This is a genomic window from Ruegeria sp. YTSC106, assembly GCF_059609765.1.
The window spans coordinates 169,868-196,193 of sequence record NZ_JBXWMI010000007.1; the positions used below are offsets into that span (position 1 = coordinate 169,868).

At 58.5% G+C, this 26,326-nt stretch carries 26 protein-coding genes; 10 read left to right on the forward strand and 16 right to left on the reverse strand.

The features are described from left to right. Position 1: 1 nt before the first annotated feature. From AC2FEB_RS11890 to trpS, 9 genes are all read right to left on the reverse strand, one after another. On the reverse strand, positions 2–1,531 hold the full coding sequence (locus AC2FEB_RS11890) for an ABC transporter ATP-binding protein (protein WP_299899100.1): 1,530 nt from the start codon (positions 1,529–1,531) through the stop codon (positions 2–4). Between the two features lie 95 nt (positions 1,532–1,626). Then, positions 1,627–2,625, reverse strand: a complete 999-nt coding sequence (locus AC2FEB_RS11895) for a BMP family lipoprotein (protein WP_117870287.1) — start codon at positions 2,623–2,625, stop codon at positions 1,627–1,629. 138 nt (positions 2,626–2,763) lie between these two features. Beyond that, positions 2,764–3,198, reverse strand: a complete 435-nt coding sequence (locus AC2FEB_RS11900) for a GNAT family N-acetyltransferase (protein ID WP_117870285.1) — start codon at positions 3,196–3,198, stop codon at positions 2,764–2,766. Further along, positions 3,195–3,785 (reverse strand): tRNA (adenosine(37)-N6)-threonylcarbamoyltransferase complex dimerization subunit type 1 TsaB, encoded by a 591-nt coding sequence (gene tsaB, locus AC2FEB_RS11905; protein ID WP_117870283.1) that lies wholly within the window; start codon positions 3,783–3,785, stop codon positions 3,195–3,197. The genes AC2FEB_RS11900 and tsaB overlap by 4 nt, the downstream gene beginning before the upstream one ends. Next, positions 3,775–4,338 carry a NifU family protein gene (locus AC2FEB_RS11910; protein WP_117870281.1) on the reverse strand — a complete coding sequence of 188 codons (564 nt, stop codon included), beginning with the start codon at positions 4,336–4,338 and terminating at the stop codon, positions 3,775–3,777. The genes tsaB and AC2FEB_RS11910 overlap by 11 nt, the downstream gene beginning before the upstream one ends. A gap of 69 nt (positions 4,339–4,407) precedes the next feature. Continuing rightward, positions 4,408–5,001, reverse strand: a complete 594-nt coding sequence (locus AC2FEB_RS11915) for a 2-hydroxychromene-2-carboxylate isomerase (RefSeq protein ID WP_496672279.1) — start codon at positions 4,999–5,001, stop codon at positions 4,408–4,410. 9 nt (positions 5,002–5,010) lie between these two features. After that, positions 5,011–5,466, reverse strand: coding sequence for a universal stress protein (locus AC2FEB_RS11920; RefSeq protein WP_117870277.1), 456 nt, complete (start codon positions 5,464–5,466; stop codon positions 5,011–5,013). Between the two features lie 77 nt (positions 5,467–5,543). Next, positions 5,544–6,407: a branched-chain amino acid aminotransferase gene (locus tag AC2FEB_RS11925; protein WP_117870275.1), complete on the reverse strand. Its 864-nt coding sequence runs from the start codon at positions 6,405–6,407 to the stop codon at positions 5,544–5,546. A 59-nt stretch (positions 6,408–6,466) separates the two neighbouring features. Next, complete coding sequence (gene trpS, locus AC2FEB_RS11930) at positions 6,467–7,495, reverse strand: tryptophan--tRNA ligase (protein ID WP_117870273.1); 1,029 nt, start codon at positions 7,493–7,495, stop codon at positions 6,467–6,469. Positions 7,496–7,581: 86 nt separating this feature from the next. Between trpS and AC2FEB_RS11935 the strand changes: the two genes are divergently transcribed. Then, positions 7,582–8,268 carry a rhomboid family intramembrane serine protease gene (locus AC2FEB_RS11935; protein ID WP_496672274.1) on the forward strand — a complete coding sequence of 229 codons (687 nt, stop codon included), beginning with the start codon at positions 7,582–7,584 and terminating at the stop codon, positions 8,266–8,268. Here AC2FEB_RS11935 and murJ read toward each other — a convergent pair whose 3' ends face one another. The 3 genes from murJ to AC2FEB_RS11950 are packed head-to-tail and all read right to left on the reverse strand — an operon-like array spanning position 8,269 to position 13,746. Continuing rightward, entirely contained in the window at positions 8,269–9,810 is a 1,542-nt protein-coding gene (murJ, locus tag AC2FEB_RS11940) for a murein biosynthesis integral membrane protein MurJ (protein ID WP_496884074.1), read from the reverse strand. Beyond that, positions 9,807–12,626, reverse strand: a complete 2,820-nt coding sequence (locus AC2FEB_RS11945) for a [protein-PII] uridylyltransferase (protein WP_496672269.1) — start codon at positions 12,624–12,626, stop codon at positions 9,807–9,809. The genes murJ and AC2FEB_RS11945 overlap by 4 nt, the downstream gene beginning before the upstream one ends. Beyond that, a complete protein-coding gene (locus tag AC2FEB_RS11950; RefSeq protein WP_117870264.1) occupies positions 12,586–13,746 on the reverse strand; it encodes a penicillin-binding protein activator in 1,161 nt (386 codons plus the stop codon). The genes AC2FEB_RS11945 and AC2FEB_RS11950 overlap by 41 nt, the downstream gene beginning before the upstream one ends. An 88-nt stretch (positions 13,747–13,834) precedes the next feature. On the opposite strand from AC2FEB_RS11950, the gene rsmI reads away from it, so the two are divergent. The 3 genes from rsmI to gshB all read left to right on the forward strand — a co-directional run bounded on the left by rsmI (position 13,835) and on the right by gshB (position 16,059). Continuing rightward, positions 13,835–14,692: a 16S rRNA (cytidine(1402)-2'-O)-methyltransferase gene (rsmI, locus tag AC2FEB_RS11955; protein ID WP_117870262.1), complete on the forward strand. Its 858-nt coding sequence runs from the start codon at positions 13,835–13,837 to the stop codon at positions 14,690–14,692. Between the two features lies 1 nt (position 14,693). Next, on the forward strand, positions 14,694–15,065 hold the full coding sequence (locus AC2FEB_RS11960; protein ID WP_117870261.1) for a YraN family protein: 372 nt from the start codon (positions 14,694–14,696) through the stop codon (positions 15,063–15,065). 61 nt (positions 15,066–15,126) lie between these two features. Then, complete coding sequence (gene gshB / locus AC2FEB_RS11965) at positions 15,127–16,059, forward strand: glutathione synthase (RefSeq protein WP_117870259.1); 933 nt, start codon at positions 15,127–15,129, stop codon at positions 16,057–16,059. Here the strand turns inward: gshB and AC2FEB_RS11970 are convergent. Genes AC2FEB_RS11970 through cobU form a run of 4 tightly spaced genes read right to left on the reverse strand, consistent with a single transcriptional unit; the run spans position 16,056 to position 19,654 of the window. Next, complete coding sequence (locus tag AC2FEB_RS11970) at positions 16,056–17,570, reverse strand: YifB family Mg chelatase-like AAA ATPase (RefSeq protein ID WP_496672264.1); 1,515 nt, start codon at positions 17,568–17,570, stop codon at positions 16,056–16,058. The genes gshB and AC2FEB_RS11970 overlap by 4 nt on opposite strands. 47 nt (positions 17,571–17,617) lie before the next feature. Beyond that, positions 17,618–18,499 carry a glutathione S-transferase gene (locus AC2FEB_RS11975; protein WP_496672261.1) on the reverse strand — a complete coding sequence of 294 codons (882 nt, stop codon included), beginning with the start codon at positions 18,497–18,499 and terminating at the stop codon, positions 17,618–17,620. Positions 18,500–18,557: 58 nt separating this feature from the next. Further along, positions 18,558–19,136 carry a histidine phosphatase family protein gene (locus AC2FEB_RS11980; protein ID WP_496672258.1) on the reverse strand — a complete coding sequence of 193 codons (579 nt, stop codon included), beginning with the start codon at positions 19,134–19,136 and terminating at the stop codon, positions 18,558–18,560. Continuing rightward, a complete protein-coding gene (gene cobU / locus AC2FEB_RS11985; protein ID WP_117870249.1) occupies positions 19,133–19,654 on the reverse strand; it encodes a bifunctional adenosylcobinamide kinase/adenosylcobinamide-phosphate guanylyltransferase in 522 nt (173 codons plus the stop codon). The genes AC2FEB_RS11980 and cobU overlap by 4 nt, the downstream gene beginning before the upstream one ends. Before the next feature lie 99 nt (positions 19,655–19,753). On the opposite strand from cobU, the gene AC2FEB_RS11990 reads away from it, so the two are divergent. From AC2FEB_RS11990 to AC2FEB_RS12015, 6 genes are all read left to right on the forward strand, one after another. Continuing rightward, complete coding sequence (locus tag AC2FEB_RS11990) at positions 19,754–20,632, forward strand: RNA polymerase factor sigma-32 (protein WP_117870247.1); 879 nt, start codon at positions 19,754–19,756, stop codon at positions 20,630–20,632. After that, a complete protein-coding gene (locus AC2FEB_RS11995; RefSeq protein ID WP_496884075.1) occupies positions 20,629–21,453 on the forward strand; it encodes a ChaN family lipoprotein in 825 nt (274 codons plus the stop codon). The genes AC2FEB_RS11990 and AC2FEB_RS11995 overlap by 4 nt, the downstream gene beginning before the upstream one ends. Before the next feature lie 63 nt (positions 21,454–21,516). Further along, the gene (gene coaBC, locus AC2FEB_RS12000) at positions 21,517–22,713 is read left to right on the forward strand and encodes a bifunctional phosphopantothenoylcysteine decarboxylase/phosphopantothenate--cysteine ligase CoaBC (protein WP_299899070.1); all 1,197 of its coding nucleotides are present in this window, start codon (positions 21,517–21,519) and stop codon (positions 22,711–22,713) included. Positions 22,714–22,728: 15 nt separating this feature from the next. Further along, entirely contained in the window at positions 22,729–23,184 is a 456-nt protein-coding gene (gene dut / locus AC2FEB_RS12005) for a dUTP diphosphatase (protein ID WP_117870240.1), read from the forward strand. Further along, positions 23,184–24,233 carry a HesA/MoeB/ThiF family protein gene (locus tag AC2FEB_RS12010; RefSeq protein WP_496672249.1) on the forward strand — a complete coding sequence of 350 codons (1,050 nt, stop codon included), beginning with the start codon at positions 23,184–23,186 and terminating at the stop codon, positions 24,231–24,233. The genes dut and AC2FEB_RS12010 overlap by 1 nt, the downstream gene beginning before the upstream one ends. A gap of 75 nt (positions 24,234–24,308) precedes the next feature. Then, complete coding sequence (locus tag AC2FEB_RS12015; protein ID WP_496672247.1) at positions 24,309–26,324, forward strand: M3 family metallopeptidase; 2,016 nt, start codon at positions 24,309–24,311, stop codon at positions 26,322–26,324. Positions 26,325–26,326: the final 2 nt, after the last annotated feature.

Sequence of the window (26,326 nt, forward strand, 5' to 3'; positions counted from 1 at the left end):
GTTACGCGGCCTCTCCCGCAACACCGGCCATCAGCAGGCCCAGCTCTTTTTCATCTGTTTCATGGGGCAGGCGCTCTCCCATGATATGTCCGTCAAACATCACCGCGATCCGGTCCGAGAGCGAGAAGATTTCTTCCAGTTCGACCGATACTAGCAGGATAGCCTTGCCCTGATCGCGCAGCGCAACAATCTGTTTGTGAATGAACTCGATGGCACCGATGTCCACGCCACGCGTGGGTTGGCCGACCAGCAGCAGGTCAGGGTTGCGTTCAATCTCGCGTGCAACAACGATTTTCTGCTGGTTGCCGCCCGAGAAACTCTTGGCTGCCAACCATGGATTGGGTGGACGGACGTCGAATTTCTCGATCTTGGCTTCGGTATCGGCACGCAACGCCGCGTTGTCCATAAAGATACCGCGTTTATAGGCCGGGTCGCGGTGATACCCGAAGGCCACGTTTTCCCATGCGTGGAAATCCATGATTAGGCCTTCCCGCTGCCGGTCTTCGGGCACGTGGGCGATGTGTTGCGCGCGACGGGCCTGACCATCTGATCCTGCACCACTCAGTGCCAGCGGCTCGCCGTTCAGTTTGATCGTGCCCTGTCCCGGACGCATTCCGCCAAGAACTTCCAACAGTTCGGATTGACCATTGCCGGCCACCCCGGCGATGCCGACGATCTCACCTGCGCGTACGGTCAGGTCGATACTCTTGACCCGTTCAACGCCGGCCGAATCGAAAACGCTGAGATTTTCGATCTCGAGGATGGGTTTGCCGGGCGTCGCAGGTACCTTGTCGACTTGCAGCAGAACCTTGCGGCCGACCATCAGTTCTGCCAGCTCCTCGGGACTGGTCTCGGATGTTTTGACAGTCGCCGTCATTTGCCCGCGCCGCATAACCGACACCGTGTCGGTGTTTTCCATGATTTCGCGCAGTTTGTGGGTGATCACGATGACCGTTTTGCCTTCGGACCTCAGTCGATCGAGGATGCGGAACAACTGATCGGCTTCGGCTGGGGTCAACACGCCGGTCGGTTCGTCCAGAATCAGAATTTCGGCCTTGCGGTACAGCGCCTTCAGGATCTCGACCCGCTGCTGCATCCCCACGCCGATCTCGTCGATGCGCTTGTCGGGATCGACGAACAGTTCGTATTCTTCCTCGAGCTCTTTCAGCTCTTTGCGGGCTTTTGCCAGTGACGGGGCCAGCAGCCCGCCATCCTCGGCACCCAGAACGATGTTTTCCAGGACGGTGAAGTTTTCCACCAGTTTGAAATGCTGGAACACCATCCCGATGCCCGAGGCAATGGCCGCCTGGCTGTCAGGGATGTCGGTCTTGGTGCCATTGATCCAAATCTCACCTTTGTCGGCTTTGTAAAAGCCGAAGAGGATGCTCATCAACGTGGATTTGCCTGCGCCGTTTTCACCGATAATCCCATGGATCGTACCGGGTGCAACACTGATCGAGATGTCTTTGTTGGCCTGAACTGGCCCAAAGGCTTTGGATATCCCTTTGAGCTCAATGGCTGGGACGGTCATGTCTTGCCCTCAACTGCCGAGAAACCCATCCGGCTGTCCGCTCGGATGGCGAAGTGGGTGGCGAGGCGGAAGGCGTCCTCCCGCCCCGCAGGTAATCAGAACTGCAGTGCCGGGCAGCTGTCGTTCTCGTAGTAGCTTACAACATTGATATCGCCGTTGATGATACCCTTGCGGGCTTCGTCGACAGCGTCGCTCATGCGAACTGAAACAAGTTCCTTGTTGTTTTCGTCCATGGCAACGCCAACACCGTCTTCGGCCAGACCCATGATGAATACACCGGTTTCGACACCATCACCCGCCTTCATCGCTTCATAAACAGCAACGTCCACACGCTTCAGCATCGAAGTCAGCACTTTGCCGGGATGCAGGTGATTCTGGTTGCTGTCCACACCAATCGACAGGATGCCTTCGTCAGCCGCAGTCTGCAGAACGCCAACGCCGGTTCCGCCGGCCGCGGCGTAAATCACATCAGCGCCCTGGCTGATCTGTGCTTTTGTAAGTTCTGAGCCTTTTACCGGATCGTTCCAGGCAGCAGGAGTCGTGCCAGTCATGTTGGCGACAACGTTGATGTCCGGGTTCACGGCCTTTGCGCCCTGAGCATAGCCGCAGCCGAAATGGCGAATCAACGGGATGTCCATGCCTCCGATGAAACCAACGGTGCCGGTTTTCGACGCCATGGCAGCCATCATGCCGACCAGGTAAGATCCTTCGTGCTCGGCAAAGCCAATCTGGCGGATGTTTGGTGTGTCCAGCCAAGTCACGTCAACAGCGACGAATTTGGTGTCGGGGTAATCACTTGCAACAGCGGCCAGGGCGTCAGCGATTCCGAACCCCATGGTGATGATCGGATTTGCGCCGGATTCCGCAAAACGGCGCAGAGCCTGTTCGCGCTGCGGTTCTGCCTGAATTTCGATTTCCAGATACTTGCCGCCGGTTTCGTTGGCCCAGCGCTGCGCGCCGTTATAGGCGGCTTCGTTGAAGGACTTGTCGAACTTGCCACCCAGGTCAAAGATTACCGCCGGCTCGGCCAGAGCCGCTCCAGCTGACATTGCGACCGCAGCGGCAGCACCCATCAAGGATTTCATCAGGGTCATTTCAGTCTCCCAGTTTATTTTGTTGGCACAGGGTCAGATTAGCCCCGTTCACCCACTTTTAGCGAGCATAACTGTTGTGATGGCGGGTATTAAGGGGGTTTGCAACCACCATGGTCAACTGAATTCTGACCAAATGGTCTAAAAAACGGGCGATTGCCGTTGGGGCAGGCAGCATTCCATTACAAATGCATCAACTTTTTGGCCGTTTTCTCGGGCATAATAATCCTTGCGCAACCCGCACTGCCGATATCCGCATCGACTGTACAGGGAAATGGCCGCAATGTTGTCGGTTGCAACATCCAGAAAGGCACGTGTCGCCTGAAAATCGATCGCCTGATCATGCCATTCGTGCATGAGTCGAAGTGCCAGGCCCTGCCTTTGAAACGAGGGATGGGTCGCAATAGTCAGCAACTCGGCATCGCCCGCAATCACCTGAAACAGGGCAAAACACCGGGAATCTCCGATGGAATGAGTAAAGCGGTTTTCGAGAAGAGCGGTGAATTCACCTTCTGTCCAGCCGCGCGATTTTGCGAACGCAGCGGCGTGAATCGTTGCCATCTCGTGCGGTGTCATTTGTCCAGCAGTACAGGGGGTGTATCGCGGGAAGGGGCCGCGTCCGCAGGCCTCACGTATAAAGGTGCCGGAGGCGAACTGACACTGTCCCAGCGCTGCGCGGACAGAAGGGCGATGGCTTGTGCCTGCAAGGCTGGGTCAGAGCAGGAAAACAACGGCCCGCCAAGTTCTGCTTCGGCCCTGGGCAAAAGACAAGGATCGGCACCGGGCATTTTCACATAAACCTGGTCGCGCGGGGCAGGGATCGCCGGTATCTGCCCTTCTTCCGCCAGCTCACGCAGGGCATCGAAACCGGAAACCCCGACCGCAGGGATTTCAAGCCCAAGCGCAAGACCCCGCGCGGCCGAGACCGAAATGCGGATGCCGGTGAAATTACCTGGCCCTATCCCAACGCCGATTGCGTCCAGACCAGCCCAATCACATCCGGTTTCTGCCAGAACGTCTTCCAACAGCGGAATCAATCGCTCGGCCTGGCCGCGAGACATTGCTTCGGCACGGGACGTCACGATCTTGCCATCGCGCAACAAAGCGGCCGCGCAATGCGCGGCCGATGTGTCAAACGCCAGAATCGTCGGGTTAGACGGCAACAGGGCGAACCTCGGTCACTTCCGGAATGTAATGGCGCAGAAGGTTTTCGATACCCATCTTCAGGGTCAATGTCGAAGACGGGCAGCCTGCGCAGGCCCCCTGCATGTGCAGATAGACCACGCCGCGATCAAAACCGTGGAACGTGATGTCTCCCCCATCCTGAGCCACTGCAGGGCGTACGCGACTGTCCAGCAAATCCTTGATCTGGTTTACGATTTCAGCGTCTTCGCCAGAGTGCTCGGCATGGCCTGATGCTCCGGCGGCATCTGCGCCCACAACGGGTTGGCCGGATTGATAATGCTCCATCACCGCACCAAGAATGGCCGGTTTAATGTGATCCCACTGAACGTCGTCCGTTTTGGTAACGGTGACAAAATCATTGCCAAAGAACACGCCGGTCACACCGTTGACTGCAAATATGCGCTTGGCCAGCGGGGATTTTTCGCCCGCTTCCGCAGTTGGGAAATCCGCTGTTCCAGCTTCCAGCACCGTTTGGCCGGGCAGGAATTTCAACGTGGCCGGATTGGGGGTGGATTCGGTCTGGATGAACATGAGGGCGCTCCGTCTGATGTGCTTCTGATATGCGCGCAGGCGTACTGGAAGTCAAGATTTGGAACGATTCTAAATTGTCGAGGCGTATTCAAGTGCGTCATCCAGACGGTCATCGCCCCAGAACAACTCCCCCCCGGCCAGAAAACTTGGTGCACCAAACAGGCCAAGCACCTTGGCACGGGCAGATTGTTCGAACAGGGCCTCTTTTATGTCCGTGTCCCCTGCGCGGTTCATCAAGCTGCTGCACAACCCTGCCTCGCTGAGACAGGAGGTCAGAACGCTGTCCTCTGAGATATTCTGCCTGGCGCCGAATTCGGCGCTGTAGACAGCCCGGACAAACGCCGCCCGTTCCTTGTGATCTTCAATGGCCAGAACCAGACGCGCTGCCTTGAGCGAATTCTGCGGAAACGGATCAGGCTTTGAAAAAGGCAGTCCCCGCGCTTCACACAGACGTTCCATATCGCGCCACATGTACCGCCCCTTGGCCGGATACAGGTTGAAAGGTGAGGTGCGCCAACCCTGATCCGCGAAAATCGGACCCAGCAAGAAAGGGTGCCATTCTACGGCAACGCCCATTTCTTCTGCGGCCGGTTCGATCCGCATTGCGCTGAGGTAGGAATAGGTCGAGGCGAATTCGAACCAGAACTGTACTGTCTTCGCCATTGCCGCCCCTCAGGTGATTTCTTCCAGTTTCTCTTTGCTCAGATCACCTGGAACAATCGTGATCGGAATCGGCAGGCTGCCTGAATTCTTTGTCAGTTGAGTTACCAACGGGCCGGGGCCCTTCTTGTCGGTACCCGCTCCAAGGACAAGAACACCAATCTCAGGATCGGATTGAACATGCTCGATGATCTGCGTAACGGGATCACCTTCGCGAATGGCCAGTTCGGGTTCCACATTCTGTTTGTCCCGCATCCATTTGGCAAACACCTCGAAATGCGCGTGGATACGTTCGCGGGCTTCTTCACGCATGGTTTCAGCCACGCCGATCCAATGGTTGAACTCGTCAGGCGGGATGACAGAAAGGACTGTTACACCACCACCGGTATGGGCAGCTCGCATCGCGGCAAACCGCATTGCGTTCAGGCATTCGCGGCTGTCATCCAGAACAACTAGGAACTTACGCATGGGTATCCTCTTCAATTTTAAGGGATCATGCCCGAGCGATCGCGTGCTGGCAACTCGGACACGTCATAAGCGCTATGCTAGCGTTCGCTTGCAGCCCAATCCCAATAGAGCGCGCGGGCACGGCGGGCAATAGGGCCGACCTGAAATTGCGTGTCTTCCAAGGCGGTTACCGGTGTGACCTTACTCATGTTGCCGGACATGAAGACCTCGTCGGCTTCATGAAAATCCTCGAAGCTCAGAACCGTTTCGTGGACCGTCACACCATCTTCGCGCAGGTTTTTGATATGCCGTGCTCGCGTAATGCCAGCCAGGAAGGTTCCGTTCGGGATCGGTGTAAAGATTTCGCCATCCTTTACCATAAAGATGTTGGCCGTTGCCGTTTCGGCCACATGTCCCATCGCATCAGCTACCAAAGCGTTGGAAAAACCTTTCGAGCGCGCCTCTTGCAGCATGCGGGCGTTGTTGGGGTAAAGGCACCCTGCCTTGGCGTTTACGACCGCGCTTTCCAGAACCGGGCGGCGGAAGCGCGTTGTTGACAGAGTGGCCGACGCGGTTTCGGGCGCCATTGGGATTTCTTCCAGGCAGATAGCAAAACCGGTGCTGTTTTCCTGCGGGACTATGGCCGTGCTGTCGCCGTCGATCCCCCAATACATCGGGCGGATGTAGACGGCTGCATCCGGGTTGTAAGCCCGCAACCCTTCGCGCACCAACTCGACCATCTGCTCGGTCGTCATTGTCGGCGTCAGCATTAAGGCTTCGGCAGACCGGTTCACCCGTGCGCAATGGGCCGCCAGATCGGGAGAGACCCCGTCAAAATACCGCGCGCCGTCAAAGACAGAAGATCCCAGCCAAGCGCCATGATCCGCCGCGCGCATGATGGGTGCATCCCCCTCATGCCATTGGCCTTGAAAATAGGTCCGGATGTTCGTGCCGGTTGCCATGACGCCCTCCTTTGATTCAGGCAAACCCTAGGAGGGCGTCAGGCGAAGGTCCAGTGCAATCAGCGTGATGCAGGTCCGACCATGCCTACGATTTCGTAGGTCTTTTGCAGGATCGGAGCCGCGATCTCGCGGGCGCGCTCAGCACCACGGGCCAGAATCCCGTCAATCTCGGCCTGATCCCCCATCAGACGTGACATTTCGGTCGAGATCGGGGCCAGTTTCGCCACTGCCAGATCGGCCAGCATCGGTTTGAAGTCACCGAACTGCATGCCGCCAACATCGGCCAGAACCTGCTCGATGCTTTGATCGTTCAGGGCCGCGTAGATATTGACCAGGTTACGCGCTTCTGGGCGGTCCTCCAGCCCTTCGATTTCTGACGGCAGGGCATCGGGGTCGGTCTTGGCTTTGCGAATTTTCTTGGCAATCGCTTCGGCGTCATCAGTCAGGTTGATCCGGCTCATATCCGATGGATCGGATTTCGACATCTTCTTGGACCCGTCCCGCAGGCTCATGACGCGGGTGGCCGCACCTTCGATCACCGGCTCGGTGATAGGGAAGAAATCGACGCCGAAATCGTTGTTGAATTTGATGGCGATGTCCCGGGTCAGCTCAAGATGCTGTTTCTGATCTTCACCGACCGGCACATGGGTTGCATGATAGATCAGAATGTCGGCTGCCATTAGGGCAGGGTAGGCAAACAAGCCAAGCGAAGCGTTCTGCTGGTTCTTGCCGGCCTTGTCCTTCCACTGGGTCATGCGCTGCATCCAACCCATACGCGCAACACAGTTGAATATCCAAGCCAGTTGCGCGTGTTCCGGCACCTGGCTTTGATTGAACAAAATCGATTTCTCAGGGTTTAGACCAGAAGCGATGTAACCGGCACAAAGCTCCCGCGTTGCATGCTGCAACTCGGTTGGGTCTTGCCAGACTGTGATTGCATGAAGATCGACCATGCAATAGATGGTTTCAAATTCCTCGCTTTGCATTCTCACCCAGTTCCGAAGCGCACCGAGATAATTGCCGAGGTGCAGGTTGCCCGAAGGCTGTGCGCCGGAAAACACGCGCGGCGTGAACTGGGTCTCGGTCATCAAAGGGAACTCCTGTCTGGAAAAATCAGCCTCCGTCGCTTACCCATGAGGCAAAGGGACGTCAACAGCCGCGAAAGGCCAGCCCAATGAGCAGTGCACATTACACACCGCCTGTGAACCCCCTTCCACCGGTCGTGGTGGCGCTGGTTCTGTTCATCATCGGCATTGAGCTTGCCTTCACGCTGGGCGCGCGGGGGCTGGTCGGGGGGCCAGCGGCAGTCGGCTGGCGCCTGGACGCGATTCAGCACTATTCCTTCTCGGCGGATATTTTCGACTGGATGGTACTGAACGGGCGTTGGCCGTTCGACCATGTGATCCGGTTCGTGACCTATCCCTTTGTCTCAGCCAATTTCACGCAGGCGATTTTTGTCTGTGTCTTTGTGTTGGCGATGGGCAAGATGGTCGGAGAGGTATTCGGGGGCTTTCCCATGCTGCTGATCTTCGTCGTCTCGGGGATTGGCGGTGCGTTGACCTATGCCGTTCTCCTTGATCCACGCTATCCCCTGATCGGAGGGTTCCCACCTGTTTACGGGCTGATCGGAGCATTCACGTGGTTGTTGTGGCGCAAATTGTCGCTTGTAGGGGCAAATCAGGCGAAGGCGTTTCAGCTGATCGCCGTCCTTATGGGCATTCAGTTCCTGTTTGGTCTGATCTTCGGCGGCAACGCTGAATGGGTTGCCGATCTGGGCGGGTTTGTCACGGGCTTTGGCATGTCTTTTTTGTTGGCACCCGGAGCCTGGGCCCGGATCGTCGGGCGCATCCGCCGCGATTAATCAGGACCGGCGTAAGGCGCGTTTGAATTCTGACAGTTTGAATGCGCCCAAGACATGACCAAGACAGAGATACGAGACGGCGGCGACCACGATCAGGATCAAAAGCGCAAGATAGCGCCAGCCGGGAATGTCCAGCGTCCAACCATAAAAGTGGGTCGCTGCGAACAAGACCACTCCCATCCCGACCGAGGCCAGAACGATCCGGCCCGCACGTTTCCTGAACCGGTCATCGAAACGCGCTTCCTCGCCCATGCGGCGTGCGCCGAGCGCCAGCAGAACCACCATTGCCCAGCCGGCAGTTGACGCAGCAATCGCAGGGGCGATCCAGCCCACCAGCGGAAACAGGCCAAACGCCAGTGCCGCGTTCACCACCATTGCAACCATTGCGTAGCGGAACGGAGAACGCGTATCTTCACGCGCGAAGAAAAGCGGTTGCAGCAATTTTTGCAGCATGAATGCAGGCAGACCGATGCCATAGATCGCGACCGCCATCGCTGTCGCAGCGGTATCCTCGGGGCTGAACTGTCCCCGTTCGAAAAGTACCGAAACCAGCGGGTTCGGGATGATCAGGAACGCCACGGTCGAGGGCAGTGTCAACAGCAGCATGAATTCCCCGGCGCGGGAAAACGCGTTGCGGGCGCCTTCCTTGTCGTCGGCGCGCAGGCGGCGGGACAGGTCGGGCAGCAGGACAATGCCAATGGCGATTCCGACGACGCCCAAAGGCAGTTGGTACAGGCGATCCGCGGCAAACAGCCAACTCACGGCTTTTTCAGTTTTGGACGCCACCAATTGCCCGACCACCAGATTGACCTGAGTAACCCCCATGGCCAGAGCGGCCGGAACCGCGATGCGGACCATTCTGCGCATCTCGGGCGTCAGGTGGGGCAGGCCGGGGCGTATGCGGATACCGGCACGCTCGGTCGCTACCCAGACCAGTGCCAACTGCGCGACACCAGCAACCGGAATGACCGAGATCAGCCATCGTATCACCTCGCCGCCGGACATGGCCCCGGCGATCAGCGCGGTGCAGGCAAAAATGTTCAGCAAGACAGGTGCTGCTGCGGCTGCGGCGAACCTGCCGGTTGCGTTCAATACGCCCGAGAACAGGGCCGCCAAGGACATGAAAAGGATATATGGGAACACGACATAGCCGTAGTCCACGGCCAGATCGAACCGTTCATCACCATAAAACCCTTCGGCTGTCAGCCACACCAGGCCGGGCATGAAGACCATGGCCAGCCCGACCAGTGCCAGAACAGCCAGGGCCAAAAGGTTGAACGCATCCTGTGCAAAGCCCTGAGGATTCTCATCCGCTTCCAGCCGTTTCGAGAACATGGGCACAAAGGCGGCGTTAAACGCGCCTTCGGCAAAAAAGCGGCGAAACATGTTCGGCAGGCGAAAGGCCGCGACAAAAGCATCCATCACCGGCCCGGGACCGATGAAGGCGGTCAACAGTATTTCCCGCAGGAACCCCAGTATACGACTGGCCAGCGTCCAGAAGCCGACCGTGAACAGGCCCGAGACCAAGCGTATTTGCTTCATGACGCCGCACGCTCTGCGCCTTCGGTGATTGCCTTGCGCAGCTTGGCCTCAAGCCCACGTTGCTTGCTTTCCGAATGGTACTTCAAGCCGAACATATCCTTGACGTAAAACGTATCGACCACCTGTTCGCCATAGGTCGCGATCACCGCATTGGCGATATAAACATTCGCGGCGGCGAGGGTCCGGGTCAGATCAAACAGCAGGCCCGGCCGGTCGCGGGTGTCCACTTCGATGATCGTGTATATTTCAGAACCGTCGTTGTCGAAGGTGATATGCGTCGGGACGTTGAAGGCACGCTCGCGTTTCTTGATCTTGTCGCGTGATTTCAACGCCTCTTTTGCCACCACTTCGCCGCGCAGTGTCTTGTGAATCATCTGCGTTAGACGTGGCAGGCGCGAGGCTTCAAACGGGTGTCCCTCTGCGTCCTGAATCCAGAAGGCATCGGTGACGTAGCCGTCTTTGGTGGTATAGCTGCGAGCATCCACAACATTCGCGCCGACCAGGGCCAGCGCGCCGGCGATGCGCGCAAAAATACCGGGGTGATCGCCCATCGCGAAACAGGCTCGCGTTGCGTCGCGATCCTCGTCCGGCTGAAGGCGGATCTCCATCGCGCCGGGGTCGCCGCTTTGTTCCAGCGCGCGCAGCATGTTCGCAAACTCGACGTGTGAAGCCAGATTAAGACCCTGCCAATACGGGTCGTAGTGACGTCCTGTCTCGGATTTGAGGTCGGCCTTGGACCAGGCTGCCAGTTCGGTGCGCAGGGCTTTTTTTGCCTCGGCCCCGCGATTGGCGCGGTTGAGGTCCTCCATCCCGGTTTCCAGCGCGCGCTTGGTTTCAGCGTGAAGGGCACGCAGCAGCGTGGCTTTCCAATTGTTCCAAGTATTCGGCCCTACACCGCGAATGTCGCAGACGGTCAGAACGGTCAACAGGTCCAGTCGTTTGACTGTTTGGACTGCTTTGGCAAAATCACGCACTGTGCGGGGGTCCGAAATGTCGCGTTTCTGTGCCATGTCGGACATGAGCAGGTGATAGCGCACCAGCCATTCCACCGTCTCCGTATCCGCTTTGTTCAGACCCAATCGTGGCGCGACCTTGCGCGCGATCTGTGCCCCAAGGATCGAGTGATCTTCGGGTCGTCCTTTGGCGATATCATGCAGCAAAAGGGCGACATACAGAACCTTACGATTGACCCCGCCTTCCAGAATCGACGAAGCAAGAGGCAGGGATTCAATCAACTCTCCGCGTTCTATCTGGGCCAGATTCACGATGCACTGGATGGTATGCTCGTCCACCGTATAGCTGTGGTACATGTTGAACTGCATCATTGCCACGATGGGCTCGAACTCGGGCAGGAAAGCGGAGAGTACACCCAGTTCGTTCATCCGCCGCAAAGCGCGTTCTGGATTGCCGTGTTTCAGCATCAAGTCCAGAAAGATGCGCCGCGCCTCTTTGTCGTTGCGCATTTCGTCGTCGATCAGATGCAGATTTGCCGCCACCAGACGCATGGCATCCGGATGGATCAGCATTGCTGTTCGCAAACCTTCTTCGAACAAGCGCAGAAGGTTCACTTTGTCGGACAGAAATTTGTCAGGGTCTGCTACGTCCAAACGGCCGTGAACAACCTTGTATCCGGCTTTGACCCGCCGGCGTTTGCGGAAAATGCGCTCCAGCAATGGCGCGCCTTTCACGTGCAGCGCCTCAAGCTTTGTCAGAAAAATCCGCGTCAACTCGCCCACACGTGTGGCTTCGCGAAAATAGCGTTGCATGAATACTTCGACCGCACGGCGACCGGCGCGATCCTCATAGCCCATGCGCGCCGCGACCTCGACCTGCATGTCAAAGGTCAGCTGTTCGGTGGCGCGGCCTGTCACCAGATGCAAATGCGAACGAACAGCCCAAAGGAACTCTTCGGCCTGAACGAAGGTATTGAATTCTTCCGGGGTGAACAGACCCAAAGGCACAAGCTCGGCCACGTCCTGAACGCCGTAGATGTACTTTGCAATCCAGTAGAGGGATTGGAGGTCGCGCAACCCCCCTTTGCCTTCTTTCACGTTGGGTTCGACCTTGTATCGTTCCCCTTGTTTCAGGTGCCGCTCATCTCGTTCATTCAGCTTGGCTTCGATGAATTCCCGTTCGGTTCCCTTGAACAGGTCGGTTTTCAGCCGCCGCTCAAGCTCGTCGGCCAGCGCCTTGTCACCCGCCAGATAGCGTTGCTCCAGCATTGCCGTACGGATTGTGAAATCCTCGGTCCCCAGCCGGAGGCAGTCTTTGATCGTGCGTGACGAATGCCCGACCTTCAACCGCAGATCCCACAGTATATACAGCATCGATTCGATAACGCTCTCGGCCCAGGCCGTAATTTTGTACGGTGTGAGAAACAGCAGATCGACATCGGAAGACGGTGCCATTTCACCGCGCCCGTAACCTCCAACGGCCAGAACAGCGATCTTTTCACCCTGAGTTGGCGTCGCAATCGGATGCAGGCGTGTGCTGGAGACCAGCATTGCAGTTCCGACCAGTTGGTCCGTCAGGAAGGTATAAGAACGTGTCAGCGCGCGCGCGTCAAACGGATGCTCGCTGAAGGCATCGGCAATAGCTTTGCGACCAGCTTTCTGAGCGTCGCGCAGAATGCGCACTGTTTCAGAGCGCATTTCGCTGTTGTCAGAGCAGGTCTCGAAGGCCATAGCCAGCGCATCATTGACGCTGACGCTGTCAAAGATGTTTTCGGCTGGGCAAATCAGAGCGCCTTCAGGCGCCATAGTCACGCCCGATCGCTCAGAAACCGGCACCAGAGAAGCTTTGCGGGGCAGGGTCAATCACAACCACCTGTTTATTTTGAATCGTCGCTACGGCAAGGCCGCGTTCGTTAGTGCCGTTTGGACGCAGGCGGAAGATGCCGCCAACGCCCTGGAAACCGGCATTCTGAGTTAAGGCCGCACCGGTTAGGGCATCGGACTTGCCCTGACTGACCAAGGCACCAATCGCCGCTATGCCGTCATAGGCCAGACCGCTGATCGGGTGAGGCGCTTCGCCATACGTCGCGTTATACCGTTGACGATAGGCTTGTGCCTTGGATGGGTCGGGCAGGGCAAACCACCCCCCCTGCACACCCGGCAGTTCCAGCGTCTGCGGGGGGATATCCCAACGGGTCAGGCCGATGAATTGAGTTGTCGCCGGAGAAACGCCTGCCTCAGGCAGCAATTGCGAGAAAAGTGGCAAAGCACCCGCAGTTGTGGCCGTCATGAAAATCGAGTCCGCTCCGGTCGAGTCTACGGTGGCTTTGATCGTGGGAACCGAGTTGATAACGCCCTGTTGCGACCGGTCATATCCGACAGTTCCGGCATTGTTGACTCGGCTGTTTGCCAGCGCATTGGCGATTGCAGTTTGCCCCACTTGCCCCGCGGAATCATTGCTGTGCACGATAACCATGTTTGTTTTGCCTTGCCGGCCCGCGTAATTGACCAGCCGGCTGGCCGTGTTTTCAAAGGTCGGTCCCAGAACAAATACGTTGCCACCCGCAATGCTGGTGTTGTTCGAAAATGAAAGAACGTTGATGTTATTGTTCAGCACCGCCAGTCCTGCAGCATTCGCGGCCTGGGCGTATACGGGGCCGACAATGATTTTGGCGCCTTCTGCAACGGCCTGCTGGGCCACGGCTGTCGCCGTGGTTGGGTTCCCCGCCGTATCGTAAACACGCAGGTCGATTTTGACGTTGGGCAGATCGGACATCGCCAGGCGGGCTGCGTTCTCGAGGCTCTGCGCCAGTGCTGCGTCGCCAGAGCGGGGAACCAGCAAAGCGACCGGAACAGGATTCGATGTGTTGATCGAGGGCCCACCCCCAACGCCACCCGGCTCACAAGCGGCCAGAAACGCTGCGGTCGTCAGGGCAATGGCGGCTTTCGCCAGCTTGCTTACGGGCTTGCAAACGGTAAACATCTAAATGAAAACTCCCTGATCCGGCGGCTGTGAGTGCTTCTGTTCTGTCGAGCCGCGATAATAAACGTCACGCTGTGAGGGTCCAGCTTTGAATTTCCAAAAGATCAGATTGGCTGCGGGCCTGTATTTTGTTGCCACTCCGATCGGAGCCGCGCGCGATATTACGCTCAGGGCGCTGGATGTTCTGGCCTCGGCCGATGTGATAGCGGCAGAGGACACCCGGAGTTTGCGCCGGTTGATGGAGATTCACGGCATCCCCCTGGAGGGTCGGCGTATACAAGCCTACCATGATTACAGCGGTGCAGGTGCGCGTGGCAGGCTTATGGATGCCCTGGCGCAGGGGCAATCGGTCGCCTACGCATCCGAGGCGGGTATGCCGCTGATCGCTGATCCGGGATATGATCTTGGCAAGCAAGCGGCAGAAGCCGGGCATATGGTGACCTGTGCGCCCGGTGCATCGGCCGCGGTAACCGCGTTGACATTGGCGGGCCTGCCAACAGATGCATTCTTTTTTGCGGGATTTCTACCAAATGCATCCGGTGCACGTCGGGCCCGGATTGAGGCATTGAAGACTGTTCCAGGCACCTTGGTTTTTTATGAATCTCCGAAACGCGTATCAGCCAGCCTTGTGGATCTTGCCGAGTGTTTGGGGGCAGACCGTCAGGCGGCGTTGTGTCGTGAACTGACAAAAAAGTTTGAAGAAATCCGTCGTGGAAGCCTGGCTGATCTGGCAACTGAAATTCAGGAAAAACCAGTTAAGGGTGAAATAGTTCTGCTGGTGGATCGCAGCCATTCGCAAAGCGTTAACGAATCCGACGTAGAAGAGGCCTTGAAGCGAGCTTTGGAAACCCACTCGGTTCGGGATGCAGCGGATCTTGTGTCAGAAATGTATGATCTGCCGCGGCGTCCGATCTACCAGAAAGCGCTGAAAATGGGAAAAGGGTGACATGGGGCAACGTGCAATTCAGGGCTCGGTTTCCTATCATGCGGGTCAGTCGGCCGAGCTTCGGGTCGCCTCGGATTACGAGCGTCGGGGTTTTGCAATTGTGCATCGCCGGTGGCGGGGTGCCGGTGGTGAAATCGATCTGATTGCCCGAGATGGCGACGGGGTTGTGTTTGTCGAAGTCAAGAAAAGTTCCACTTTCGAAAAGGCTGCGGCCCGGATCAGTCAAAAACAAATTGACCGAATCTGTGCCTCGGCCGCGCAATATCTGGAAAATGAGCCGGGTGGGCAGCTGACCAATGTCCGTTTTGACGCGGCACTTGTAGATGGCACTGGCGCAGTTCAAATCATCGAAAACGCCTTCGGTCATGCCTAAGCCCCATTGAACCCTCGGGCCTGCTGGGCCATGTATCTGGCATTAAACTGAGGGACACGGCATGAAAATAGCCTTTCAAATGGACCCGATCGGGGACGTGGACATCAACGCCGACAGCTCATTCCGTCTGGCGGAAGAGGCGCAGGTGCGTGGTCATTCGTTGTTTTTCTATGGGCCGGATCAACTGGCTTATCAGGAAGGACGCATTACGGCGCGCGGCCATGACATGACTGTTCAGCGGGTCGCAGGGGACCCGGCTGTTCTGGGCTCCGAACGTGAAGCTGACCTGGCCGACTTCGATGTGGTCTGGCTGCGTCAGGATCCACCCTTTGACATGCACTACATCACGTCGACTCACCTACTGGACCGCCTCAAAGGGCGAACGCTGGTGGTCAACGACCCGTTCTGGGTGCGGAACTATCCTGAAAAACTGCTGGTTCTGGATTTTCCCGACCTGACCCCGCCCACGACGATTGCCCGCGATCTGCAGACGATCAAGGCGTTCAAGGAAAAGCACGGCGATATCATCCTCAAGCCGCTCTATGGCAATGGCGGTGCTGGCGTGTTCCGACTGGATGCCAATGACCGCAACCTGACCTCTCTGCACGAGTTGTTCACGGGGTTCTCGCGCGAGCCTCTGATCGTACAGAAATTCCTGCCAGATGTCAGCAATGGCGACAAGCGCGTGATCCTGGTGGACGGCGAACCGGTTGGTGCTATCAACCGGGTTCCCGCCGCAGGCGAAACGCGCTCAAACATGCATGTGGGCGGTCGCCCGGAAAAGATCGGGTTGTCCGAGCGTGATCTGGAAATCTGCGCCGCCATCGGACCGCTGCTGAAAGAAAAAGGTCAGATATTTGTCGGGATCGACATTATTGGCGACTACCTGACCGAGATCAACGTGACCTCGCCCACCGGTATTCAGGAGCTGGAACGGTTCGACGGCGTCAATATTGCCGAGAAAATCTGGCAGGCGATAGAAGCCAAGGTTTAGGCCATGACCCGGGCGCTGATGCGAAAGCTCAGCGCCTCTGCCACATGTGGCCTGCGGATGTCGGCTGAACCGTCCAGATCGGCGATCGTCCGCGCCACTCTCAGGATGCGGTGAAAGGCGCGGGCCGATAGCCCGAACCGATCGGCTGCTTTCAGCAACACCGCTTTTCCTTCGGCGTCAGGTGTTGCGATCTCTTCCAGAACCCTGCCTTCGGCGTCGGAATTCTGGCGCAGGTTCGGTGTTTCCCGAAACCGGTCTGCCTGAATGGCGCGGGCGTTTTCAACACGTACGGCAACTGTCGCCGAGCTGTCGCCGGATGGGGGCAGATCAAGATCGGTGAAACCCACGGGCGGGACTTCGATCCGCAGGTCGAACCTGTCCATCAGGGGCCCCGAGATACGGTTCAGATAATCCTCGCCGCAGCCGGGTGCGCGAGAGCAGGCTCTTGAGGGATCCGTCAGATAGCCGCATTTGCATGGGTTCGCAGCGGCCACAAGCATGAAGCGGCAGGGGTATTTCACATGGGCATTGGCCCGTGCCACCATGACTTCTCCGGATTCAATTGGTTGGCGTAGGGTTTCCAGAACTGTACGCGGAAACTCGGGGAACTCATCCATGAACAGCACGCCGTTATGCGCCAGTGAGATTTCACCGGGTTTGGCACCTTTGCCACCACCGACAATGGCTGCCATCGAAGCCGTATGATGCGGTTCTCGAAAAGGACGTGTGCGGTTGATGCCGCCTTCGTCCAGCAACCCGCACAGGGACTGGATCATCGAAGTTTCCAACGCTTCGACCGCCGTTAGCGGAGGCAAGATGCCCGGAAGCCGAGCAGCCAGCATGGATTTGCCTGACCCCGGCGTGCCGATCATGATCAGATGGTGACGCCCGGCTGCCGCGATTTCCAAGGCGCGTTTGGCGCGTTCCTGTCCTTTTACATCGCGCAGATCCCGCGCGCTGGGCGTCAGATTCACCTCGCCGGGTTGTGCCGCCGGCAAAGGGGACTGTCCCGAGAAATGGCGGACAACATCACCAAGGGAATCCGCGCCGATAACCTGAGTGGCGTCGACCCATGCCGCTTCGGCGCTGGAGGCTTTGGGACACAGCAACATGCGATCCTCGGAAGCTGCCGTCATGGCCGCGGGCAGGGCACCGACAACAGGCACCAGGGAGCCATCAAGCGACAACTCTCCCAGTGCAACTGTTCCTTCGGCGGCATCGGCCGGGATGATCTCGAGCGCGGACAACAGCGCGACCGCGATGGGGAGGTCAAAATGACTACCTTCCTTGGGCAGATCGGCAGGAGACAGGTTAATCGTAATTCGTTTCGAGGGCAGGGCGATGGCCATCGCACTCAGCGCGCTGCGGACACGGTCCCGGGCTTCGGACACAGCCTTGTCTGGAAGGCCCACGATGGAAAAGGCCGGCAAGCCGGGTGAGACGGCACATTGCACTTCGACCGGGCGGGCATCGACCCCTTGAAACGCGACAGTGTGGGCACGGGCAACCATGGCAGTCCTGTTCTTGGTTAACAGGACGTTGCTGCCATGGTTGTGGTTTAAGAGTCGTTAACGGTTGCGCGCAAGGCAGCGAATTTGGGCCACGCGTCGGGATCTGCAACGGTTTTGTCGCGGCAGAATGGATTGCAGAAGCCCCAGCATTTGCCATCCAACTCCAGAAACTCCACGACCGGTTCGCCGGAATAAGGGCATACTTCGTTGATTGACGGGCCGGATACCGGCTTGGCGGTTGAAACCCCTCCGATCGGCCAGGGCTTGGACGACAAGTCCTGACGATAGGGAAAAGGGTCGTATCTGACGGTCAGGCCCATTGCGCGCCATTGTCTGACGGCGGGGTCTGCCAACAGGTCCAGGCAATAGGCCCGGTTCGCCTTTGAAACTGGCAGCCCATACCCGATGATCCGCGCTGCGACGGGTGTGTAAAACACGTCCGCCAGCGAATACGTGACAAACAACGGGCCTTGTTCCGCACCGGACACTTTGCGTGCATGGTCCCAGAGTGTTTCGACGCGTGCCAGATCTGCCAGTGTCTCATCCGATGGTTTGAAATCCTGCCAGACGCGCAGCAATTGCATGGGGCATTCACCTCGCAAGGCGCCAAACCCCGCCACCATCTCGGCGCATAGCCATCGGGCAGTCGCCCGGGCTGCGGAATCTGATGGCCACAACCCGGCATCAGGGTGGTGCTCGGCGAGGGTTTCGGCCATGGCCAGGCTTTCGCCGACCACAGTTCCATCCGGCAGGCGCAGGGCGGGCACAAGTCGCGCTGGAGCCAGGGAAGCCATGTCCTGTGTCATGGTGCCCGAATACAGGCCAATCATGTGGCTTCTATGGGGCAGGTTGAATTTCTCAAGCATCAACCAGCCGCGCATCGACCAGCTGGAGAAAAGGCGGTCACCGATATACAAATCATAAGTCATACGCGAACGATGCCGCAGGTTCGCAGCCCGGTAAAACGGTGATTTGTGCGGGGGCTGTTCACGGAAGGTGATTGATTGTCCCAACCAACCACTTGCCTGCGTCGATCGTGATGTCCGTCACCGACAGGTTGTCGATTGTATGTGAAAAGGTCTGTTGCCCATCCAGATCAAGGGCGCGCTGCACCTGGGTGAGGATCACGCCGAAATGCGCAACGATGACCAGATCGCGGTCTGTATGTGCCGAAACAAGCACGTCGATGGCTGCGTCGACCCGATTGCGGACATCGTTCCAGCTCTCACCCTGCGGCGGGCGGACATCGCCGGGGTTGTCCCAATACGCAAAGGCCAGTTCCGGGTCTTCAGCTTCGATTTCGGCAAAACCGCGCAGTTCCCAGCGGCCAAAGTGGATTTCCCTCAGGTCAGGGTGATGAGGCAGTCGATGACGCCGGCCTTGTATAGCCGTTGCCGTGTCAACTGCCCTTGACAGGTCTGACGAGATCACAAGCGCCTCGGACGGCAAATGGTAGTGCAGACGTTTCAGGGCCGCAGTATCGCTCAGGTCAGCGGGCAGGTCGGACCAGCCGACCATTGTTTTTGCATGGGTCGGCCCGTGTCGGACAAGATGTAAGCGTGTCACGGCAATTGCCCTTTCAGAACCAAAGGCAACCCGGCTGTGATCTGCACCACCAGATCGGCCTGCGCTGCAAGCGCGATGTTCAGCCGTCCCTGCGCTTCGCGAAACCGGCGGGCCAGGGCGTTGTCCGGAACAATACCGTGACCGACCTCGTTCGAGACTATCACAATCTGGGCCGGGCATGAGCGAAATGCTTTAAGCAGGGCGGTTTGTGCGGCTTCCAGATCGGATTCGGCCAACAGGTGGTTGCTCAGCCACATGGTGGCGCAGTCAATCAGGCAAATCTGATCGGGCGCCAACTTTGCCAGAACTGGTCCCAAATCAAAGGGTTCTTCAACCGTGGTCCAACCGTCGCCGCGTTGCTCAAGATGGCGGTCGATTTTCTGGCGCATCTCGTCATCAAACACTTGTGATGTCGCAAGGTAAACGCGGCTTTTCCCCTGAGAAACAACCAGTTCTTCGGCGAAAACCGACTTGCCCGACGCGGCCCCGCCCAGAACCAAGGTTAAATCCGGCGACACAATACTTACCTATAGTTGATCCGATTGGTGCTGTTTTGCGTAAAGGTCATAGGTCGGCAAAGCAAGTCTGACCAGTACCTGCAAACAGGGGAGAGGTTTATGGCACTGGATAACGCGACGGACTTTTCGATGTCCCGGCAAGCAATGAAGGCCGAGCTGCTGGATGCGGAAACTGAACTGAAACTGGCGTATGCTTGGCGTGATGAGCGTGATGAGCAGGCGTTGCACCGCCTGATCACCGCCTATATGCGTCTGGCGATTTCGATGGCGGCCAAGTTCAAGCGCTATGGCGCGCCGATGAATGATCTCATTCAGGAAGCAGGCCTTGGCCTGATGAAGGCCGCAGACAAGTTCGACCCGGATCGCGGTGTGCGTTTCTCGACCTATGCCGTGTGGTGGATCAAGGCAAGCATTCAGGATTACGTGATGCGGAACTGGTCCATGGTTCGGACCGGGTCCACCTCGGCTCAGAAGTCCCTTTTCTTCAACATGCGCCGTGTTCAGGCCCGGCTGGAACGTGAAGCCGCCACCGAAGGTCAGGACCTGGACCGTCATCAGTTGCATCAGATGATCGCAACGGAAATCGGCGTGCCTCTGCGCGACGTTGAGATGATGGAAGGCCGTCTGTCCGGTTCCGACTTTTCTCTGAATGCCGTGCAATCTGCGGATGAGGATGGACGTGAGTGGATCGACGCTCTGGAAGACGACCGCGAACAGGCCGCAGAAGCAGTTGAGCACAGCCACGATACCGAACAATTGCGCAAGTGGCTGTTGACGGCGATGAGTGCGCTGAATGATCGCGAGCGTTTCATTGTGCGCGAACGCAAGCTGCGAGACCCCGCTCGAACCCTGGAAAGCCTTGGAACAGAGCTGGGTCTGTCCAAAGAACGCGTGCGACAGCTCGAGGCCGCAGCCTTCGTGAAGATGCGCAAGAACCTTGAAGCCCAGTCGCGCGAGGTGCAACACTTCATCGCATGAAACAGTTTGCGATTCTTGTGTGTGTTCTTGGTCTTACGGTTGCGGCAACGCGACCGGGGCTGGCAAATAGACTAATTCCCGCTGATGCTATGTCCGCGATGCGGGACGCCGATGTCGTGATTTTGGGAGAAGTTCACGACAACCCTACGCATCATCTGGTGCAGGCCGAAGCGCTCGAGGCTGTTTCACCCTCGGCCGTCGTCTGGGAAATGGTAACCGAAGAGGGCGCACAGAAGCTTACTCTAAAAGCAGTGTCCAACCCAGAGGAGCTTAGCCGTATTCTTAAATGGGCTGAAAGTGGATGGCCGCCGCTCAGTATGTATTACCCGGTGTTTGAAGCTTCTGGCGCGCCGGTTTACGGGGCCATGGTTCCGCGCACCGCCGCACGTGCCGCAATGGAACGTGGTGCGGCTACGGCTCTGGGTGCAGACGCGGCGCGCTATGGTCTGACTGTACCGTTGACGCCCGAGGAACAGGCCGAGCGCGAGGCCGACCAATTGGCTGCGCATTGCGACGCGCTTCCGGCTGAAATGTTGCCCCAGATGGTTGCGATCCAGCGCCTGCGCGATGCTGTGCTGGCCCGTGCGGTTGTGCGTGCAATGGAAGAAACCGGGGGTCCGGTTGCCGTGATCACTGGAAACGGTCACGCGCGAAAAGACCGAGGCATACCAACGTATCTCGCGCGTCTTCAGCCGGGGTGGAAACTGGTGGCCGTCGGACAATCCGAGGACGGAGCGATTGACGGTGATTTCGATATCGTAATCGACAGCCCCACGGTGGAGCGCGAAGATCCCTGTGCGGCATTTCAAGTTCAGAATTAATCGCTGGAACTACCTGCAGGCGTTGCCTAATGTCGGGGCCGACCGGGACAGGAAGGGCTGAGCATGCTGTCATCCAAACGCATTCTGCTGATTATCGGTGGCGGGATCGCGGCCTATAAGTCGCTGGATCTGATCCGCAGGTTGCGCGAGCGCGGTGCGGATGTAACCCCTGTATTGACGCGCGCAGCGGAAGAGTTCGTGACGCCTCTGTCCGTGTCTGCACTGGCAGGTGAAAAGGTCTATCGCGATCTGTTTGACCTCACCGATGAGGCCGAGATGGGGCATATTCAACTTTCACGCTCTGCTGATCTGATTGTTGTGGCCCCCGCAACGGCGGACCTGATGGGCAAGATGGCCGGAGGGCTGGCCAACGATCTGGCATCGACCCTTCTGATGGCCACGGACACACCCGTTCTGTGTGCGCCCGCGATGAATGTGCGGATGTGGACTCACCCGGCGACGCAACGAAACCTGAAGCAGTTGCAGGCAGATGGCGTGCGCTTTGTTGGCCCGAACGAAGGCGACATGGCCTGTGGCGAATACGGCCCGGGGCGCATGTCCGAGCCGATGGAAATTGTTGCAGCAGTTGAGGCTCAGTTGTCTGCGGGACCTTTGGCGGGCAGGCGGGTGCTGGTGACGTCCGGCCCGACGCATGAACCAATAGATCCTGTCCGGTATATAGCGAACCGGTCGTCCGGGGCTCAGGGTGCCGCCGTGGCTCGGGCGCTGGCGGAATTGGGGGCCGAGGTGATCTTTGTGACCGGCCCCGCAGATGTGCCACCCCCGACAGGTGTGCGGGTCGTGCCCGTCGAAACCGCGCAACAGATGTCTGATGCGGTTGATGCGGCTCTGCCCGTCGACGCCGGAGTATTCGCGGCGGCGGTCGCGGATTGGCGTGTCGCCAGCGCGTCGGACAAGAAGCTGAAGAAAAGCCGCGACGGCCTGCCGGTACTGGAATTCGCCGAAAACCCGGACATTCTGAAACGTGTTTCTCGGATGGGCGCGAACCGTCCGCCGTTGGTTGTCGGATTTGCGGCCGAGACCGACAATGTGGTCGAACACGCCACGGCCAAGCGCCTGCGCAAAGGCTGCGACTGGATCGTCGCCAACGATGTCAGCCCTGCAACAGGCATTATGGGCGGGTCAGAGAATGCGGTCATCCTGATTTCGGACAACGGGGCCGAGGAATGGCCCCGCATGGGCAAGGACGAAGTTGCCCGGCGATTGGCGGCGAAGATTTCGGACGCGTTGGCAGGCTGAAGGAAAGGCAAGAGCATGGTTGCAATCCGAGTGATCCGCGAAGACGGGGCAGACCCCGCCGTGGCACTTCCCTCTTATGAAACCTCGGGGGCGGCCGGGGCGGATGTGCGTGCCAATCTGCCCGGCGGCGCGCCGATAGCGTTGGAGCCCGGCCAGCGGGCGCTGGTGCCAACCGGCCTGCGCATTGAAATCCCGCGTGGGTATGAGGTTCAGGTTCGGCCCCGCTCGGGCCTTGCGTTGAAACATGGGATTACACTGCCCAACACGCCGGGCACCATCGACAGCGACTATCGTGGGCCGTTGGGCGTGATCGTGATGAATGCGGGCCAGGAACGGTTCGAGATCGCCCACGGAGATCGTATCGCGCAGCTTGTGGTCGCGCCGGTGGTGCAGGCCACGTTTGAACTGGCTCAGACGCTGGGCGAAACCGATCGTGGGGCTGGCGGTTTCGGCTCGACTGGGCGCGGCTGATGCTGTTGGTTTTCATCCTGGCTGCGGGGCTTTGGGGTGTCGGTTATTTCGCGGGCACGTCGAAAAAAGCGCGGGTGGTTTCCGTGAGCGTGTTGTTGGCGGGGGTCATACTGTCTCATCTGATCTTGCCGGATGGGCACCCTCTTCGCGAAGCAACCGGCGGGTCTGCGGCGCTGTGGCTGATCCTTGTGGGTTTCGCGGCGCTGGCTTTGCTGTATGGCAGAGTGCTGAAAACCCTGCGCAACCGCGCAGCTTCAGTTGCAGACCCGGAGCCTGACATGCCCTCCGACCGATTTACCGAGACTGAGCTGGACCGCTATGCCCGCCATATCGTGTTGCGCGAACTGGGTGGGCCCGGTCAGAAAAAGCTGAAAAAGGCCCGCGTTTTGGTGATCGGCGCTGGTGGTCTGGGCGCACCTGCGCTGCAATATCTGGCGGCAGCAGGTGTCGGCACGATCGGGATCATCGACGATGACGTCGTCGAGAATGCCAACCTGCAACGACAGGTCATTCACCGCGATGCGGACATTGAAATGCCCAAGGTCTTTTCGGCCCAGCAGGCGATGGAGGCGCAGAACCCGAACGTGGTGGTTCTGCCCTATCATCGCCGTTTGAGCGAGGAAATCGCGACCGATCTGTTTGCAGATTTCGATCTGATCCTTGACGGAACCGACAATTTTGAGACCCGTTATCTGGCCAACCGAACCGCCGTCGCGCTGGGCAAACCGCTGATATCGGGGGCTTTGTCACAGTGGGAAGGTCAACTGAGTGTGTTTGACCCGGCCAACGGCAGCCCCTGCTATCAGTGTATCTTCCCAGAGGCACCGGCCCCCGGCCTGGCCCCGTCCTGTTCCGAGGCCGGAGTGATCGGCCCGCTGCCGGGCGTGGTTGGGTCGATGATGGCGGTCGAGGCGATCAAGGTGATAACGAGCGCCGGCATGGCGCTGCGCGGCGAGATGCTGATCTATGACGCGCTGTACGGTGAAAGCCGCAAGATTGCTCTGACCCGCCGGGACGATTGCCCTGCTTGTGGCATAGCAAACGATTAACCTTTCTTCACATGGGTTGGGCGTTCTGGAACACCCGGCCATGGCGACATAGCTATAGGATCAAAGGAGATCCGCATGACCAACCCGATCCTGTCCAATTGGACCACACCGTTTGAAATCGCCCCTTTTTCCGATATATCGGATGATGATTTCTCGCCCGCACTGGAGCAGGCGATGAAAGAGCATAACGCCGAGATTGACGCGATAGCAGCAAATCCGGATACCCCCACATTCGCCAACACGATCGAGGCGCTCGAGGCCGCGGGCGGGCAACTGGACAAGGTCCTGTCGGCCTTCTTCACGATTGCGGGCGCAGACAGCAACCCAAAGCGGGAAGAACTGCAACGAGAGTTTTCCCCCAAGCTTTCAGCGCATTTTTCGGGCATTTCTTCAAACAAGTCGCTGTTCAAGCGTGTTGCCGACCTATGGGCACGGCGCGATGATCTTGACCTGACCGAAGAACAGGCGCGTGTTCTGATGTTGACCCACCGAGGCTTTGTGCGTGCCGGCGCGGCCTTGGAAGGGGACGAAGACGCCCGTATGCAAGAGATCAAGTCGCGCCTCGCGTCGCTGGGCACGTCGTTTACCCAGAACCTGCTGGCGGATGAGCGGGACTGGTTCATGGACCTGACCGAAGAGGATCTGAACGGCTTGCCGGATTTCGTCGTGGACGCGGCGCGTGCCGCGGGGCAGGAGAAGAAGGCACAGGGGCCAGTGGTCACCTTGTCACGGTCGCTGATTGTGCCATTCCTGCAATTCTCGCCCCGCCGGGACCTGCGCGAAAAAGCCTATCGCGCCTGGGCCGCACGCGGTGCCAATGGGGGAGAGACCGATAACCGTGACATCGCGGCCGAGATCCTGGCCTTGCGCGAAGAGCGCGCCAAGCTTCTGGGCTATGACACGTTCGCCGAATACAAGCTGGAAACCGAGATGGCGCGCACGCCGGATCGGGTGCGTGAGCTGTTGATGCAGGTATGGGAACCGGCCAAGTCCCGCGCAGACGCCGACGCGGATGTTCTGACGCAGATGATGCAGGAAGACGGCATCAATGGCCCGCTGGAAGCTTGGGATTGGCGGTATTATGCTGAAAAGCGGCGCAATGCGGAACACGATCTGGATGAGGCCGCGTTGAAACCCTATCTGCAGCTGGATCGCATGATCGAGGCTTCGTTTGCCTGCGCCAACCGGCTTTTCGGGCTGGAATTCAATCCGTTGGACGTACCCCTCTATCACCCGGATTGCCGGGCTTGGGAAGTTACCCGCGACGGGCAGCATATTGCCGTATTTATCGGAGACTACTTTGCACGAGGGTCCAAGCGGTCAGGTGCCTGGTGCAGCGCGATGAGGGCGCAGGCCAAATTCCCAAAGAAGCAGACACCGGTTGTCATCAATGTTTGCAACTTCGCCAAGGGGGATCCCGCCTTGCTGTCCTATGATGACGCGCGGACCCTGTTTCATGAATTCGGCCATGCCCTACACCAGATGCTGTCCAACGTGACATATGAAAGCATCTCGGGCACTTCGGTTGCGCGCGATTTCGTCGAATTGCCCAGCCAGCTTTACGAACACTGGCTGGAAGTGCCAGAGGTCCTTGCCGAATTTGCGACCCATGCGGAAACGGGCGAGCCGATGCCGCAGGAAATGCTACGGAAGGTTCTGAACGCGGCCAATTTCGATCAGGGGTTCCAGACGGTGGAATATGTCGCCTCGGCCCTCGTTGATCTGGCCTTCCACGATGACGAGGCACCGGCAGATCCGATGGCAAAACAGTCGGAAGTTCTGGCCAGGTTGGGGATGCCGAAGGCCATTGGTATGCGCCACGCCACTCCGCATTTCGCTCATGTGTTCGCGGGCGACGGCTACAGCTCGGGCTATTACAGCTATATGTGGTCCGAGGTGATGGATGCCGACGCCTTTGCCGCCTTTGAAGAGGCAGGTGGTGCCTTTGACCCGGAACGCGCCAAAGCGTTGGAGGACAACATCCTTTCCACTGGCGGTTCGCGCGAGGCAGAAGACCTGTATCTGGCATTCCGGGGAAGATTGCCGGGGGTTGACGCCCTGTTGAAAGGCCGCGGTCTGATCGCGACCTGAAA